Origin of the sequence: Crocosphaera sp., assembly GCF_030064895.1 — a bacterium.
GTDB lineage: Bacteria > Cyanobacteriota > Cyanobacteriia > Cyanobacteriales > Microcystaceae > Crocosphaera.
In genome coordinates this window covers 49,240-65,779 of record NZ_JASJEB010000022.1, presented here as the reverse complement: position 1 = coordinate 65,779, position 16,540 = coordinate 49,240, and the positions used below count along the sequence as shown (strand labels likewise).

11 protein-coding genes are annotated in these 16,540 nt (G+C 35.5%); 3 read left to right on the top strand and 8 right to left on the bottom strand.

Annotated features, from left to right (window positions below):
- Positions 1-197: 197 nt before the first annotated feature.
- The 3 genes from QNJ66_RS08410 to QNJ66_RS08400 all read right to left on the bottom strand — a co-directional run bounded on the left by QNJ66_RS08410 (position 198) and on the right by QNJ66_RS08400 (position 3,995).
- On the bottom strand, positions 198-1,073 hold the full coding sequence (locus QNJ66_RS08410) for an ABC transporter permease (protein WP_300505154.1): 876 nt from the start codon (positions 1,071-1,073) through the stop codon (positions 198-200).
- Between the two features lie 38 nt (positions 1,074-1,111).
- Positions 1,112-1,912: an SAM-dependent chlorinase/fluorinase gene (locus QNJ66_RS08405; RefSeq protein ID WP_300505152.1), complete on the bottom strand. Its 801-nt coding sequence runs from the start codon at positions 1,910-1,912 to the stop codon at positions 1,112-1,114.
- 157 nt (positions 1,913-2,069) lie between these two features.
- Positions 2,070-3,995, bottom strand: coding sequence for a GTPase (locus tag QNJ66_RS08400; RefSeq protein ID WP_300505150.1), 1,926 nt, complete (start codon positions 3,993-3,995; stop codon positions 2,070-2,072).
- Positions 3,996-4,191: 196 nt separating this feature from the next.
- Between QNJ66_RS08400 and QNJ66_RS08395 the strand changes: the two genes are divergently transcribed.
- A complete protein-coding gene (locus tag QNJ66_RS08395) occupies positions 4,192-4,566 on the top strand; it encodes a hypothetical protein (RefSeq protein ID WP_300505148.1) in 375 nt (124 codons plus the stop codon).
- 98 nt (positions 4,567-4,664) lie between these two features.
- On the opposite strand, the gene QNJ66_RS08390 is transcribed toward QNJ66_RS08395, so the two are convergent.
- From QNJ66_RS08390 to QNJ66_RS08375, 4 genes are all read right to left on the bottom strand, one after another.
- Positions 4,665-5,981, bottom strand: coding sequence for a four-carbon acid sugar kinase family protein (locus tag QNJ66_RS08390; protein ID WP_300505146.1), 1,317 nt, complete (start codon positions 5,979-5,981; stop codon positions 4,665-4,667).
- 113 nt (positions 5,982-6,094) lie between these two features.
- Positions 6,095-6,448 carry a 50S ribosomal protein L20 gene (gene rplT, locus QNJ66_RS08385; RefSeq protein ID WP_300505143.1) on the bottom strand — a complete coding sequence of 118 codons (354 nt, stop codon included), beginning with the start codon at positions 6,446-6,448 and terminating at the stop codon, positions 6,095-6,097.
- Between the two features lie 46 nt (positions 6,449-6,494).
- The gene (gene rpmI / locus QNJ66_RS08380) at positions 6,495-6,698 is read right to left on the bottom strand and encodes a 50S ribosomal protein L35 (RefSeq protein ID WP_300505141.1); all 204 of its coding nucleotides are present in this window, start codon (positions 6,696-6,698) and stop codon (positions 6,495-6,497) included.
- Positions 6,699-6,939: 241 nt separating this feature from the next.
- Complete coding sequence (locus tag QNJ66_RS08375; RefSeq protein WP_300505138.1) at positions 6,940-7,659, bottom strand: hypothetical protein; 720 nt, start codon at positions 7,657-7,659, stop codon at positions 6,940-6,942.
- Positions 7,660-8,153: 494 nt separating this feature from the next.
- On the opposite strand from QNJ66_RS08375, the gene QNJ66_RS08370 reads away from it, so the two are divergent.
- Positions 8,154-11,045, top strand: a complete 2,892-nt coding sequence (locus tag QNJ66_RS08370) for a CHAT domain-containing protein (protein ID WP_300505136.1) — start codon at positions 8,154-8,156, stop codon at positions 11,043-11,045.
- On the opposite strand, the gene QNJ66_RS08365 is transcribed toward QNJ66_RS08370, so the two are convergent.
- Positions 11,002-15,126: a TIR domain-containing protein gene (locus QNJ66_RS08365; RefSeq protein ID WP_300505134.1), complete on the bottom strand. Its 4,125-nt coding sequence runs from the start codon at positions 15,124-15,126 to the stop codon at positions 11,002-11,004. The two genes, QNJ66_RS08370 and QNJ66_RS08365, sit on opposite strands and share 44 nt — an antisense overlap.
- A 53-nt stretch (positions 15,127-15,179) precedes the next feature.
- On the opposite strand from QNJ66_RS08365, the gene QNJ66_RS08360 reads away from it, so the two are divergent.
- Positions 15,180-16,490 (top strand): CHASE2 domain-containing protein, encoded by a 1,311-nt coding sequence (locus tag QNJ66_RS08360; protein ID WP_300505132.1) that lies wholly within the window; start codon positions 15,180-15,182, stop codon positions 16,488-16,490.
- The last annotated feature ends 50 nt before the right edge of the window (positions 16,491-16,540 follow it).

Here is a 16,540-nt window from a genome sequence, read left to right as displayed (position 1 = left end):
TATATCAAAAACCAGTCAGGAGGGTTAGAAACTAAGAAATAAGGATGCTTCGCAGTTTTATATGTTGGTCGGGCATTCATCCCTAAGTTATGGAACGTTAGGGAATTCTGCCCGACATTCGGTTAAAAATTCTCCCCAAACTCCCCACACTTCCCACACTCCCCCATCCCTATCTCAATTAATAAACCAAAATATTATTATTTATTTTTAGGATCAAAAGCATCTCTTAAACCATCGCCAATGTAGTTAATACTTAGAACTGTTAAAAAGATAGCTAAACCAGGAAAAAAAGCAGTATGAGGGGCAGTATCTAAATAATCTTTGGCTTGGAATAACATTTGTCCCCAAGTAGGAACATCAGGGGGAAAACCTAGTCCTAAAAAGCTTAATGTTGATTCGGTAATAATAGCATTACCTACTCCTAAAGTTGCTGCAACGATAATCAAACTCAAGACATTAGGAAGTAGATGAATTAAAATAATACGCTGAGAATTTGCCCCTAATGTAATGGCAGCTTTAACAAATTCCATTTCTTTTAATCTTAAAATATTTCCCCTGACTAATCTGGCCACAGACATCCAATTTAGTCCACCAATGACGATCACAACTAATATGAAAATCCCTAGTTCTGGACCAGCGATCTTTTTAATGGGTTCCCGAAATAAATAAACTACTAACAATAATAAAGGTAACTGAGGTAAGGCTAAAAATAAATCTGTTAAACGCATTAATAAACTATCAATTATTCCGCCATAAAATCCTGCGATCGCCCCGATAGTTGTCCCTAAAAAAATAGCCACTAACATAGCTAAAATTCCCACTGTTAGAGAAATTCTGCCTCCAAATAAAACCCTTGCTAAAATATCTTGTCCGAGAGAATTTGTGCCGAAGGGATGCTCAAAACTAGGGAAAGAACTTATTTTAGTAAAATCAATTTTATCAATGGGAACCTGATAAAAAAGTGAGCCGAACATCACGAAAATAAAAATAATAGCTAGAGTAACTAAGCCAAAAATAGCTAAGGGATCACGACTAAATTTTTGCCAAATATAAGATGATGTTTTTGTTTGCATTTCTGCTTATTTTATGTTATGTGGTTGAGTTATTTTGTCTACATTTCAAAGATAATAGTAATATCATCTCCCCATTGAAGTTGTAATTTATCTTGTGCATTTCCCCCATTTACGGCAATTTCTATCCAGCCATGACTACCCATTAATGTTATCATTTCTTCTTTGGCAACATCACTATAAGTTAAACCAGATTTGATGATTTTATCATCAATTTTAACCGACCAATCTTTATCCCTAACTTCCATGGACGAAATATTAGTAATTAAGTTGCCAAAATGATCAATATATTGAATCGAGCCTTCTATTTTTTTTGCTGTAACCTGGGGAGATTCTAAAGGAAAAGGGACTAAACTATTAATAGGAATAATATTCCCTAATGTTTCTAAAGCAACTCCAGAAGCTAAATAAGCAGCAACTGGGGCAAAAATATCTCGGCCATGAAAGGTTAAACTAGGATCGGGAATACGCCAATAGTCACTATTGGTTAGAGATACCGCTTTGATGGCTGGATCTTCTGCCAAAATACCACTAAATAAACCATTGTCAGGGCCGACTAAATATCCTTGAGAACATTTAATAGCGACACTGCGTCTTTTACTTCCGACCCCTGGATCGACTACCGCTAAAAACACTGTATCCCTGGGAAAATAGGGATAAGCATTCATTAAACAAAACCTCGCTGCCCAAATTTGCTGAGGTGCAATCTGATGGGTAAGATCGATAATGGGGATATAAGGGTTAATTGTAGCCATAACCCCCTTCATAATTCCAACATAGCCATCTTCTAAACCAAAGTCTGTTAAAACGGCGATCGCTTTTGTTTTTGATGATTTTGTCATGGGGATCACGGTTGTGAATATTTCTTAACAAGCTGTAGACAGCATAAACCAAATGCTGTAGCAATCACCGAATAATTGATGAGATATCTTTTTTCTTATTTGCTGTTCCCTTATACTCAGACTTAATTTTGATAACTGATAACTGATTACTATTTCCTCACCCTACATTAGAGTCTAAATAATCTTTAAATCGCTTTCTTAACTCTTCAATGGTCATATTTATGTTTAAAAACTCAACCATTGCTTGACCAAACGCCCAAGCATTATCTTGACTCACTCCAGAATTATCTAATAATAATGGCCACAAAGATAACAAGTCAAACTGTTTAAGATAAACCTCATCCGAGTCAAACAAACAGAAGAGATCATAAGCCATTTGTAACTTACCTACAACCAAAGGTAATTGTTCAACAGGTATTTGTTCAGCTAATAAATAAGCTAAGGTAGACGACCCTGTACTTAAAGTAGAAAGAAACTGCAATACAGGACTTTTTAATAACGCTGTTATTCCTTCGGTTGTACTTAGTCGTAAAGTACAAGTTTCAATGATTTTTGCAGCAGCAACAGAACGGGCTTCTCGTTGTTGTAAAAAACGAGCTAATCTTAGTTGTTTTGAGGGTTTAATAGATGCTAATAAAGTATTAGTTAAAACATCAATCCCCCAACTCTCTCGGCCAACGTTTCCATCACGGGTAACAATGGGTAAAATAAAGTCACATTTGTCCCCAAATATCTCGACACGGTAAGCTGTGGCCTCTCTAATACTCACTTCTTTCGGTAATTTTCCCTGTTGCCAATCATAAGGAGGTTGCCACTCTCTCATTGGCCTTAAACGATCTACTTGCGTTACAATTGCAATCATAGTTAAGTCTGTAATCTCCCTTTTAACTTCCTCTAGAAACTTCATATCTATTTCTAAAGAAGGATCAAGTGCCGGAGTAACTAATAATAATAAATCTGCTTTTGTACAATAATTTAACACCTGTTCCCGAAACTGAGGACGGTTGATTTGTTCATACCCAGGAGTATCCCAAATGGTTAAACTTTCTCCTGTAGAATCTCTCCAATTATAAGCGGTAAAATTATCTGTATTGGGCAAAATATCTACTTGAGCCTTCTTTGTTTTAAATAAAGTATTGATCAGGCTACTTTTTCCTGCGCCGGTTCTTCCTACAAGTAAAATATTAACCGGTTTGGCTTCTATTTTTTCAATAGGTTGTACTTTAGAAATAATCTCTCGGAGGGTTTCGGTTTTGGCAGTAGAAAGGGGTTTTTCTGGGACAGATAATTTATCTGAAGGGAGAATATTTTTGTTGCTATAAAGGGCGATCGCTTGTTTAGCCAGAATTTTTAAAGCGGTTTCTCGGAAGGTTTGTCCGAAGTTAACCACAAGTTGTTGATTTGCTTCTTGAGTGGATTTTCTACTTGTTTGTTTCGCTAAAGCAACCACTGGGTTAAGTATCCATTGACTCCAGTTCCAAACACGCCATAATTTACGGGCATTGGGTTCTAATTTTTGATAAACTTCATAAGCTTGATAAGCTTGTCCGATACTGACTTGATTGAGAAAAGGGGCTAATTTTTGCATCCAGCGATCGAGATCATTAATGGTTCCCCGAATAAGTCCATAAGCTTGAGGAACATAGATATTTAGTAAAGGATATTTGATTTCTGGGTGATAGACGTGGGCGATCGCACTTACTAAACTCTCACATCGTTGCCAAAAGGTGGGCCAGTCTTCCCAAAAAGGGCGATCGTTACGAGTTTCTTGGATAATATTGTAGAGAATGGTCTCTATTTTACTAATGGTTTCTTGATCGTCAACCGTGGCAGCAATTTGGTTTTCTTGGTTGTCTCCTTCTTGGGTAATTTGAGAAATAAAGGTTTCAATTTGTTGTTCGACTGGTTTTGTCCATTTGACCAATAACCAACGCCATCCTAGCAAAATTAAGACAAAAACAGCCCAGATCCAATTAATTCCCCATTGATGAATTTGTATTCCTGCTACAATGATAAAAAAACTAACAATAATGATCACAGGACTTGCTAAGACTACCCATTGCCAAGGTTTTAATCTAATCATTTTTTCTTATTCTCAAATCAACCCATTTTTATTTTAATCTATTAACTAGCATAACTAAAAGTATCAGAAATTAGGACTTAAGATTAGTTTTTTTGAAAAATTTATTAATTTTAATATATTTTGATTTTTTTGTTAGAATGATAAAAGATAATTCATTCAAGCTTCATTAATTTTTCTCGTTTATTCATAGTAAATTATGCCCTCTTTAACCCTCTCAGAAATTACTTATTATCGTTCCCAACTTGCTGATTATCCTGATGCGATCGCTGCTTTAGATGAAATTATTGTTTGTGATGGTGACTTAGACGATGCAGCCATTAACCTTGCTTTAACTGTAGGGCAAAGCCCCGATCGCACAGATTGGTTAGAGGGTTTAGCAAAAAGATATCGGGTAGAAATTTGTCAAGAAAATCTTACCAATGAACTTTCAGAAGGTCATATTATTCCTGTTATTAATCACTTAATGAATACAAAAAAAATACCAGATATTTTAGTGTTACCTATTATTTTATATGTTCTCAAAACAGGGGTTGATGATTTTTGTTCTCCTTTAAAACTTAAACTAACATAGTTAAGTTTTTAAGATGAAATAGCAAAGAGAAATATATGTTTAACTTGTACGAAGAAACAACTATTTCTCAATAATAATTTTTTTTAAAATTTCACCAATTATTGTTTCAAGCGAGAATAAACCTTACTTAAACCCTGAACATTACCCACATTTCCAGGAAATAAAACCACAGGTAAGTTAGGAAATGAAGGATGATCTTTTTCGGTTCTTACCATTGAACATCCGGCTAAAACTTGTCCTAATAATCGTACTGATTGTAAGTTTAAACCGGTACTCAAAACATCATTAGAAGTAATACCCCCTTTACTAATTAAAAAGCTAATATCACGGGGTAAACCTTGAACTACTTCCATTAATAAAGAGGAAACCGCAACGCCAAAATCCAATCTTTTTTGTACGGTTTCAAAGGTCAACTCGTCTCTGCTGGTATAAACTACAGGGGTTTTACCTTGTTCGTGAACGCTTTTAACCTGTTCTAAAATACTGTTTAATAACTCATCTTTTTTATCGGGATGATCTCGTAATTGTTTAACATCAACTTCTATTCCTACCACATCTGCTTGAGTTAATAAGTCTTGTAATTGTTGGGTTGTTTTCTTAACATGAGAACCCACCAAAACTACTCCAGGTTTATTTGTTGGTTTATATTCTGCCATTGCTTCTGCTGCAATGGGTTGTTTGCCTAATTGCGCTAAAGATGTTAGGATACTCGCGGCACTGCGGAATAAAAAGCGTTTACCTGATGCTGCTGCGGTTAATAAATCTTCAGCAAATTTATCTAAATCTTCTTGTTTTTCTCCGTCAACTACTCCGCATTTATTTCCTTGTAGCTGCATCAATCTTTCTAAACTACCTTGCCGAATATCTGTTAATAAAAATCGTTCAACTTCTGTTGTTTTAATACCTCCTTTGGTCTTTTCTTCTACATAGTCTGGAAGATAACTATAATGATAAGCAAAAACAGAATCTTTAGCGAACTCTGTCTCATGAACCGGTGTTAATTTTCCGTCAATGTTTAAATAATGAACACTGTCAAGAGTTTGTCTTCCTCCTTCAAAAAAAGCAGGTATCAAAAAATGAGCGTCAAAACCCCCTAATTCTTCAGCAATAACATCCGTTTCTATGGGATAATGACCTCTGAGGGTAGAATCAGAACGACTAACAATTACAAAGTCTGCTATTTTTTCCGCTTCGATAGCAATTTTGAGATTATGACAAACTTCTCTGGTGACTTCTGCTGCTTTTTGGGGAGTTAATGCCCTCGTATTGGTTAAAATAAAGAAAATAGCAACTTCATCCCTTAACCCCAATCGTAACGTCTCAACGTCCCACTGCATTAACAGTAAACAACTATGTACCGTTTGGGAACCGGTTGGATCATCATCTAAGACTATTATCTTCGGTGTTTGACTCATTCTTTACTAACTGCGATCGCCTTTCCCATTGTCCCATGAATTGTGGCGAAACAGTAAGATTTTCTGATGAATAATTGATAATGAAATATCAATTATCCATGATCAATTATCCATTATTTGGCTGCACTAGCTGTTTCTACCACCTTTTTAAAAGCATCAGGGTCAAGAATCGCTAATTGTGCTAACATTTTACGGTTAATCTCAATATTAGCCTTTTTCATCTGACCAATTAATTGACTATAACTCATGCCATTTTGTCTGGCTGCAGCATTAATACGAGTGATCCACAAGCGACGAAAATCCCGTTTCCGTTTACGGCGATCGCGGTAAGCATTGCGCAATGCTTTCATTACCTGCTGGTTAGCGGTACGAAATAGACGAGAATGGCTTCCTCTAAACCCTTTCGCTAGTTTAAGGATTTTTTTGCGACGTTTTCGGGCGACATTACCCCGTTTTACCCTGGTCATAGTTACTCTGTTTGTGTGTTAATCTACTTAGGTGATCTAGTTAATTTTAGGCGTAAGGCAACATTAAGCGAACATTGGGTTCATCTTGTTCACTAACTAAGGCTGCATTAGACAAACGACGACGCTTTCTTTCAGCACTTTTATGATTTAATAAGTGATTTTTGAAAGCTTTTCGCCTAACAATTTTCTTCCCGCTTCCTGTTAATCGAAAACGCTTGGCGGCAGCTTTGCGCGTTTTTAGTTTAGGCATAACATTAATATAAAATTTCGACACAATTGCTTATTATAGCATAAAATATCTGTTTATCGCAAGATTATGTAACTCTAAAAAAGTCTTCTTGAAAAAGAAGACTTTTCATATTATAGCAATAGACAGGCTAGTTAGGACACATAAATTATATTTTAAGGGAACAGGGAACAGGGAACAGGGAACAGAAAAATGTCCTAATAGCTTTGGCGACTGCTATAACTCCGTCGTTAACTGCGGGGTCTTATTTACTGCGTTTAGCCAAAATACCAACCAACCCGATGATAGCTAATGCTGTTACTGATGTTGGTTCAGGGATTGAGGTAGCAGCAGTCGTCACGGGATCGGGATCATCACCATCACCATCACCATCACCATCACCATCACCATCACCATCACCAGGATCAACATTGTCACCAATATCAGGAACATCACCACCACCATTAGCTGGCTGAACATTGCCACCAGAATTAGGATCATTAGGATCTGGGGTGTCACTAAATCTTCCAGATGCCTGACTCTGAGGTCCTTGTGGATTGTCTGGTTGATTATCGTTGGAAAATTGAGCTAAAAGGAAACTTGTTTCATCATCCAAAACACCACCAGAAGTTTCATTACTGAAAGTTTCATTATTATCATCAGTATTACTACTACTGTTATCAGATGAATTTGTGGAACCTTGAGTGCTTACAAATGGAGAAAAAGAACCACCACTACCATTATTATTATTTGAATTATATGAACTGGGATTCCCCTCATTAGAAAACGGTGAAGAGGTAGAACCTGTTGAGTTTGAGGTAATTTGCGAGGAGGAATCGGTGGAATTGGAACCAATGATTGATATGTCAAAAGGTAGAATTACTATTTGGGCCGAGGCTGGCATGGAGTAAAAAGTAATAGCTCCAAAAGCTATAAGAGATGGAATTAATTTATATTTTTTAGGATGTTTTGTTCCGTTGTACATTTTTGTAACCTTGTCTATTGTTTAGATGATTTTTTATATTGATAACAATCAGAATATTTCGGGAAACAGATAGGTTTTAGTTAAACTAATTCAGTGATTCTTGTTAGGGTATCAACAACTAATTATATTTTTTCCGTCTCTAGTTTATAATAATAAAAATGAATTGTCTCGTACTTTTTGAAAAATAGTTATTTATACGAAAACCATAAGTTTTATTTACAAAAAATACACTAAAAAATACTGATAGTTTTCCGTAATATTACTAGGATAAAACTGGCAAGTTAATAAAATAGGTCCTGTGGGAAGTGTGAGGAGAATTAAGATATAGTTAATATACTGATTCCTATTAATATATGTTATAGAGTGTGGAGTGTTTCAAATTTATGAAAAAACAGCGAACATCGCTCATAATGAGTCTGGTTTGGTTTTTTTTGTCTTTAAGCCTAACTATAATTCCGACTCAACTCACAGCCGAAGTTAGTAAAGGAAAGGTTGTGAGTGAAATTACTGAGACAAATTTTTCTCAATCATGGGTAAGTAATTTTCCAGAAAATAGTTTAATGGCTAATGCAGGGATTTCTTGGATTAATTTAGCCCGTGAACAAGCAAGCAGAGGGCAATGGCAACAAGTCATAGAGACTTGGCAAAAAGCAGCCGACAGCTTTGAAAGTGAGGGAGATAAGCTAAATCAATCTATGGCCTTGACCAATCTATCTTTGAGTCATCAAAAATTGGGACAATGGGACTTAGCACAAGAAGCGATCGAATCTAGCCTACAAATATTGGAAACTCATCCTCAGAGTCCTCAACAACAACGCATACTTGCCAATACAAGAGAAATTCAAGGACAACTGTACGTTAATTTGGGACATCCAGAAATGGCCTTAGAAGTTTGGCCAAAAGCGATTAGTCTCTATGAAAATATTAATCAACCTCAGCGTATTCTTCGTACTCGAATTAATCAAGCTAATGCGATGCAGCAATTAGGATTATATCCAAGAGCTTGTCAGACTCTTATTGATGCTTTAAGCTTAGATAGTGATATTTGTAAACCTAATAATAAACTATTGAGAGAAGATAGGGAAAGTTTTAGACAAAGTTTACAACAAAAACAAACTGAAATTAACTTTTTATCTTTGTACAGTTTAGGGTTAGTGAGTTTGAGTAATGTTTTAGTTTCTCAAAGCAACCTAGAAACGGCTCTAGAAATTTTATTAACCAGTGGCAAGATTAGTGAAACTATCAATAATTCTGAACAAATAGGGGTTGTTTGGCTCAATTTAGGTAATACTGCAAGAGCTTTTGTTAATATAACTAAATCAGAGCAATTGTCTCCCTTGAATAATAGTTGTCTTACCGCATTAAATTCAGAAGAAAATGAAGGTAGTTTTTTTGAGACTTTAGCTAACTGTATTGATACAATTGAGTCACCAAGACAAGAATATAATTTTAGTTTCTATGCCAGTTTAGCAGATTTTAGCTATCAAAAAGCACAAGAAACAATTAATCCTGAGCGAGTTTTTCAAGCTCAAATTAATCGCCTGGAACTTTTATTGAAAACGGGTCAAGTATCTCCTCAAGAAATAGAAAATTTAGTTAATTATGCACTCAAGCAACGACAAATTTTAGGATTCTCTCATCAAAGTCTTTATAGTCAGTTACAACTTGCTCAAACTTTAATTTGCTTACGTTTTAATGATAAAAATTCCCTTCTAGATCGTTCTTCTCCTTTATTGCGTCAGTGTTATATCAATTCCCAGCAATCTCTGGAAACTATTGTTATTCCCAGCACTGCAACCATTGAGGAAATTATTAGTAGTGTTATTGAAAAAGCTAAAGGAAAAGGGCAATCTCAACTGCAAGATAATAGAGCCATCACCTATGGACTGGGCTATTTAGGAGCCTTAAATCAGCAGTTAAATAACTTATCAAAAGCCGCCGATTTAACATCAGAAGCACTGCAAAATATATCTGCATTTGAAACACCAGAAATTGCCTATTTTTGGCATTGGCAACTAGGAAAGATTTATACCCTTCAAAACAAAGTAGAAGCTGGCATTAAATCCTATAATATTGCCTTTGAGTTACTTCAATCTTTACGTCAAGATTTAGTGGGAACTAACACCGATATTCAATTTAATTTTCGTGATAGTGTCGAACCAGTTTATAGAGAATTAATCGCTCTCTTGTTGGGAGCTAATCAAGACATAAATAGAGAAAAATATATCACTCCATCTCAAGAAAACTTAAGACAAGCTCGTAACATTGTAGAGGGATTACAATTAGCAGAATTAGATGACTTTTTTAATGAGCCTTGTTTAGCTGCTCAACCCCAAGAAATTGATCGCTTAGTAGATGATTCTAGAGAATCTATAGCCGTTATTCATGCTATTATTTTAGACCAATCGTTAGAGATTATTCTCAAAATTTCTCAACAACAAGAACTTAAATATTACCGCAAAAAAGTTCCACAAAAAGAAGTTAAAGATGTTCTTCTTAGTTTACAAAAATATCTAAAATTATCAGGAGAAACCACTAATGTTAAACGATTCTCCCAACAAGTTTATCAATGGTTAATTGAACCCTTGGAACAAGAATTACAAGAAAATAATATTGAAAATTTAGTATTTGTACTTGATGGTTTATTACGTAATATTCCTATGGCAGTGCTTTATGATGGCAAAAATAAACAATATTTGATCGAAAATTATGGAGTTGCTTTAGTGCCTGGACTGCAATTATTACCTTCTGTTTTAGCTCAAGAACAACCATTGAATGCCTTAGTTGCTGGTATTAGTGAAAAAAGAGTCATCGACGGAGTTCCCTTTAGTCCCCTAAAAAATGTAGAAATTGAATTAGATAGCTTAGCCTCTCTAATTCCAGAAAATAAAACATTACTGAATCAAACTCTAACAGAAAATAACCTCAAAAACTTACTAGAAGATAACAATTTTTCTGTTCTTCATTTAGCTACTCATGCTCAGTTTAGTTCTAATGTAGATGATATTTTTATTTTGTTATACGATCAACTTCTTGACTTAGGACAAGTAGAAGATTTATTGAGTAAAACTGATAACATTAACTCAACATCATTGGACTTATTAGTTCTTAGTGCTTGTGAAACCGCAACCGGTGGAGAACGGTCGGTTTTAGGATTAGCTGGAGTTGCTGTTAAAGCAGGAGTTCGTAGTACCTTAGCCACTTTATGGCCAGTTCTCGATAATACAACGGCTGATTTTATGGCCAGTTTTTATGAAAAATTACAACAACCAAATATGACTAAAATTAAAGCAGTTCAATTAACTCAACAAGAAATGTTACAAGACCCCAGTAATCAAAGACCTAATATTTGGTCTGCTTATACACTCGTTGGGAATTGGCTTTAATGGCTCTTTGTAGAAGTTCTTCTTCGCTTTCTACTCGCCATATATAAACAGTTCCCTCAGCAGAAGTTGTTGCTAGACAATCTCCTTTAATTTTTTTGCCCAATATTTCAGTTAAACACAGATCATTGGGACTAAAAGCAACACTAAAAACTGGGCCAGCATTGCTGGTAAATTGAGCTAATCTTTCCCCTTGAAGATTCCATAAACGAGCGGTTCCATCCCAAGAACCGGTAGCCAGATATTGACCATCGTGACTAAAACTAACACTGAGAATACTATCTTGATGAGCAAGCCATTTTCTAATTCTCTTGTTTTGAGAATTCCAAAGACTAATATATCCGTCTTTGGAACTAATAGCTAACATTTGATTTTGAGAATTAAAAGCAATGCTAGTTGGCTGGAAAAATGGTAATGTTTGCGGTTTAGCTTTGGAAGAAGGGTTCAAAAGTTCTTCAGTATTCCAAATCAAAACACCCTCAGCAAAAGAAGCAGTGGCCAAACGTTGACCATCAGAACTAAAACTGAGATCGGTGATTAAGTCAGAAGTTGTTTGATACGTCAATTTATTGGTTTGATCATGATAAGCTCTAATTTCTCCATGAGTCGCCCCGGCAACCCAATAGGAGTGTTTGGGATTAAAACTAACCCGAAAAAATTGATCGCTATAACCTTCTAAAACAGAACCTTGTGAGATTTGTTCTTCAAGATTCCAAATACGGGCAATACCATCTGCTGCACCGCTTAACAGCAGTTGACTATCAGCGTTAAAACTGATGCTGGTAACTGGTCCCTCATGGGAAAAAATTCCTAATTGTTCCCCTTGCAAATTCCATAAACGGGCTGTTTCATCGGCCGAAGCAGTGGCAATATTTTCTCCATCAGGGCTGAATTTAACTTGATAGACGCTTTGAATATGGCCTTGTAATTGGGGTAATTTTTTCCAGGTTAAATCCCATAGATGCAAAGTTCCATCGGCTGCTGTTGCCACTAAATTATCCCTAATATATTTTAGTTGCGTTGCTCCGTCTTTATGGCCGGGGAATATCTCTAAACTCTTCCCAGAGAGGTCCCAGAGGCGCACTGTGGTGTCTTCTGAGGCGGTGGCAAGCTGTTGACCATCAGGACTAAAAATGATGGCGTTGAGGCGGTTTGTATGCCCTTCTAATTGGCTAATTTGCTCCTGGGTTTGCCACTGCCACAGTTCTCCTCTTCCTTCCTCGGTAGCTACAGCTAAGAGGCTATCATCGGGACTAAAGGCGACATCGTTAACGGCACTATTAACAGTAAATTCACTGATAGGCTGGCCTTGGCGTTGACTGATGACAACTTGACCTTGATTGGTTCCCACTGCTAAATATTGACTATCTTGACTAAAATGAAGGGCGATGGCCTGGCCATTTACGGTAAATTCTCCTTGTTTCTCCATTTTTGTCCCATTATTGTCGGGGACACGCCAGAGAGTGATTTTTCCCTGCATAGAAGCGGTGGCCAGTTGTTTACCATCGGGACTAAAACTGAGACGATTAATCCAACTATCATGGGGTAAAGTTTCAATATAATAATTGTTTTCTAGATCCCAGATGCGTACTAAAGTTCTCCAAGAGGCGATCGCTAATTTTTGGCCATCGGGACTAAAACTGAGATCAGTGATTTTGTCGCCGTAGGGAATTGGTTGTGCGTCTAAGAGTTGAAAATTTTCTTGGATATTATGAAGTTTGACTACCCCTTGTTGAGAACCTGTAGCGAGAATTTTTTCTTGGGAACTGACTGCTAAGGTACTTAAACCGGATCGAGTCTCAATGGTAATCCTTTTTTCTCTAACTTCATTGCTGGCTTGTCTGATGGTATCAAAAATGTCATTATGCAAGGAGTCAGGAAGTTTTGTGATGGGTAGCAACCATGAGATTCGTTTTGTCCAATGGTTTTTGGCATCTTGGTGTGCCTGTAAACTTTTTTCAAGAGCGTCTAAAGCATATCCTGATTCTAAGTCAGCTTGAGAGGAGACTATGATAGTTTTGATATGATTAATGTCGGCCTGTCTTAGTTCTATCAGGGTAATAGCGGTTGAGCAAGCTAAGATTATTCCTGCAATAATAGAACCTAAAGTAATGCGTCGCGCTTGTTTTAATTTTTGTTGACGTTCTAATTCTTCTTGAAATTTGAGGCGATGTTGTAGTTTTTGACTTTCTTGAATAAATTCTTGTTGTAAGTTGGTGATTTTTGGTTTTTTTTGATTAGTGTTAGTTTCGTTGAACCAGGTTTGAGTAATTACTAATTCGTTACCTCTTAGTAGATAGTCTTCATGACGATTATTTCTCTCCCATTCTAAGGCTCTGGCTGAACATTTAGTATGACTATGAACATGAGAGCGATCTGTTTCTAAAACTCTGATTAATTCGTTGAATTTACTAAAAAAGTTGGCTTGATTTCTCGAAAAGTAGATTGTTTCTTGACCTTCAACAGTAATGTTTGGTTCTTCTTTAAAACAGTAGAAAACTATTATAATTCTTTTGTTAAGACTTTGAGCATAATCGATTTCTTCTTGACAATCTTCTAGATTTTTGGAGTCAGGAGAAACAATTAAAATAAAATTATCACAACGATTAATTATTTCTTTTATTTCTATTTCTTCATGATTGGTATTTTCTGAGTTTTGGGGTTCAAAATAAGAGGTTTTTCCCTGAATTTCTAAAGCATCATTTAACTGATCTGCAAAATCTACATCACAATAAGCGTGTGCTATAAAAACATCAAAGCTAGTAACGGTGGGTTGTTTGGAGCTAGTTAAAATATAATCTTTTTGTAGGGAAATGGGTTGATTACGTGAGTATTTCTTGGCTGTTTCTAACCAAATCATCGCTTTCTTAAGACTTTTTCCTCTAAGGAGAAGAGTTGGATATTTATTTTGCTTTTCCCATTGCAGTGCTTTTACTAATAAAATTTTGTGTTGTTGATAATAATCGCTTTCTTCTAGAATCATTTTAATTAATTCATCGGTATCTTTTTTATATTGCTCCTCATTTTTATAGTCAGAAAAGTCGAGAATTTCTGTCTCAGAAAGCAGTGAATATAATTCCCCGAAATCTTTCGTATCTAAGTGAATAACAAAAACTCTTTTGTTGAGAAATAAAGCGTATTTTAATTCTTGTTCCCATAGTTCTTGTTCTGAACTATTATCTAATAAATTTCGAGAAAAAATATAAATGAAATTGTCAGATTTTTCAATTCTATCTAGATTTTTTGAGTAAGCAGTTTCTGAATTTTTTATATCTGTTATTCTTTTCCAGAGCGTGTGACCATTTTGCATGAGAGTACGACAAATTCTGTCCACAAATAATTGATCTTGCTCTAGATAACTAATAAATATTTTTGCCAGATCACGATGAGCATTTTTTTCACTTTCCCCAATAAATTCACAATGAAGAAATGTTGGCTCACAAGGAGATTGTTGATGAAAAAAATTTCGTTTTAACCACTGCTTTGCATTGCGTCTTTCTTGTCCAATTAGTAGATATTGAGATTGTTTTTTATGGGTTTCCCATTGCAAAGCTTGATTGAGTAATTTAGTATGTTGATAAACATAATCTTGATCCCGTTGTAAAACCTCCACCAAAGCAGTAAGAGATGTTTCAAAATCATCCATTTCTTCCCGAAAATAAATCCAGTTTACCTTAGAAATATCCTCACTCATCTGTGTGAAACTAGAATGTTTGCCTTGGGAACAATATTCTTGCCAATCTTGGTCTTCTCCCTTAGGATTACGTTGTTGCCAAATCTGTTTATTGATTTTTTCTACGTGCAGTAAAGGTAAAATACGTTTGTTATATTTAACAGCATAATCAATTTCTTCTTTACAATAGGGAGAGTGGATAGCATGGGGAGAGATAATGAAAAGAAAATTTTGAGATTTAGCAATTCCCTGTTTGATTTCTTCGGGAAAATCAACCCCAAAAGGAATGTCATTTTGATCCAACCAAAGATCATAACCCTGAGATTCCAAACTCCTATGTAGTTCGATAGCAAAATCTTTACTATCTGCTCTTCCATAGGATATAAAAGCGTCAAAAAAGTCTTGGTTCATCCTTTCTCTCCTATCCAATTATTTACCATCATCAACTATTTAAGTTTAATACCTTGAAAATAAAATTTCCACAATGGCTATCAGATAAGATTTCGATTCCCTTGTTTCTTTCCAGTATCATTGTCACAGGATTAATTTTTGGTATTCGCTACGGAAGTTTATTACAGTCTAGTGAATTATGGGCATTAGATCAATTTTTTCGTTTCCGAGCATTTATTTTACCCGAAAAACCCGATCCCCGTTTGCTAATTATTACTATCGATCAAGAAGATATTAACTATCAACAATCTCTGGGTTGGAAACTGAATGGTTCATTATCAGATCAAGCTTTACTTCAGGTCCTACAAAAACTTAATCAATATGAAGTACAAACCATTGGTATTGATATTTATCGAGATATTAAAATAGAAAACAAACAATTACTAAACCTTTTTCAAGAACAACAAAACCTCTACATGGTGTGTAGAGTTGGTTTTCCTAATGCTAACTTTCTTGGAATTAGACCCCCAGAGAGTTTAAAATCGGAACAGATAGGATTTAGTGATTTAGTTGCTGATGAATCTGATATTATTCGTCGTCAATTAATTAATATGACTCCTCCCCTTCCTTCTTTGTGTCAAGCTAAATATTCATTTAATTTCTTAGTGTTTGCTCATTATATTAGTTCTCTAAATCAAGGAAGTTTATACAATATTAGTTTTGATACAATTGGCGTTAACATTACTGAATATAAAACTAATGCACCAGCCAATAGTTTACCCAAAACAGTAGTTTTCAAGTATATTTCATCCCATAGTAGTGGTTATCAAGGAGTTGACGCTGGAGGCCGTCAAATTTTACTTAATTATCGTGCCTTAAAATCTCCAGAAGAAATTGCTTTTAAAATACCGCTTCGGTCATTATTAAAAGGCGAAATTAAAGGGGAAATTTTCAAAAATCGTTTAGTTTTAATCGGGACAACTGTTCCTGATCAAGATGAATTAAAGACTCCTTATAATGATAGGTCGCAATTAATGACCTATGGGGTTTTTGTTCAAGCTCAAATGATTAGTCAAATGCTTAGTGCAGTCCTAGATAATCGCCCTTTACTTTGGTTTTGGTCGGGATTGCTAGAGTTTATCTGGATCTGGTTTTGGTCTGCTATTCCTAGTTTTTTTACAGGCAAAAAATGGCAACTTTTTAGCATCTTTGGTAGTGCTTGTTTATTGACAGCAGTTAATTTCTTTCTCTTTATCTATGGGGGATGGATTCCCTTAATCCCTGTTCTTCTATCCTTAATGGTCATGAGCATTAACTCTCTAATTTATCACCAATTTTCTAGTAAGCATTCAGCCCTCAGTAATCAGAGTTCAGCTATTAGATAAAAGCAATAAATATTCATGTAAGTTAAGATTAATGTGATTGTCTTAACAAA

Bases quoted from the DNA above. Each gene is read 5' to 3' on its own strand.
- QNJ66_RS08405 (WP_300505152.1), bottom strand. From the start codon at position 1,912: ATGACAAAATCATCAAAAACAAAAGCGATCGCCGTTTTAACAGACTTT.
- QNJ66_RS08365 (WP_300505134.1), bottom strand. From the start codon at position 15,126: ATGAACCAAGACTTTTTTGACGCTTTTATATCCTATGGAAGAGCAGAT.
- rplT (WP_300505143.1), bottom strand. From the start codon at position 6,448: ATGACCAGGGTAAAACGGGGTAATGTCGCCCGAAAACGTCGCAAAAAA.
- QNJ66_RS08390 (WP_300505146.1), bottom strand. From the start codon at position 5,981: ATGAGTCAAACACCGAAGATAATAGTCTTAGATGATGATCCAACCGGT.
- QNJ66_RS08410 (WP_300505154.1), bottom strand. From the start codon at position 1,073: ATGCAAACAAAAACATCATCTTATATTTGGCAAAAATTTAGTCGTGAT.
- QNJ66_RS08375 (WP_300505138.1), bottom strand. From the start codon at position 7,659: ATGTACAACGGAACAAAACATCCTAAAAAATATAAATTAATTCCATCT.
- rpmI (WP_300505141.1), bottom strand. From the start codon at position 6,698: ATGCCTAAACTAAAAACGCGCAAAGCTGCCGCCAAGCGTTTTCGATTA.
- QNJ66_RS08395 (WP_300505148.1), top strand. From the start codon at position 4,192: ATGCCCTCTTTAACCCTCTCAGAAATTACTTATTATCGTTCCCAACTT.
- QNJ66_RS08400 (WP_300505150.1), bottom strand. From the start codon at position 3,995: ATGATTAGATTAAAACCTTGGCAATGGGTAGTCTTAGCAAGTCCTGTG.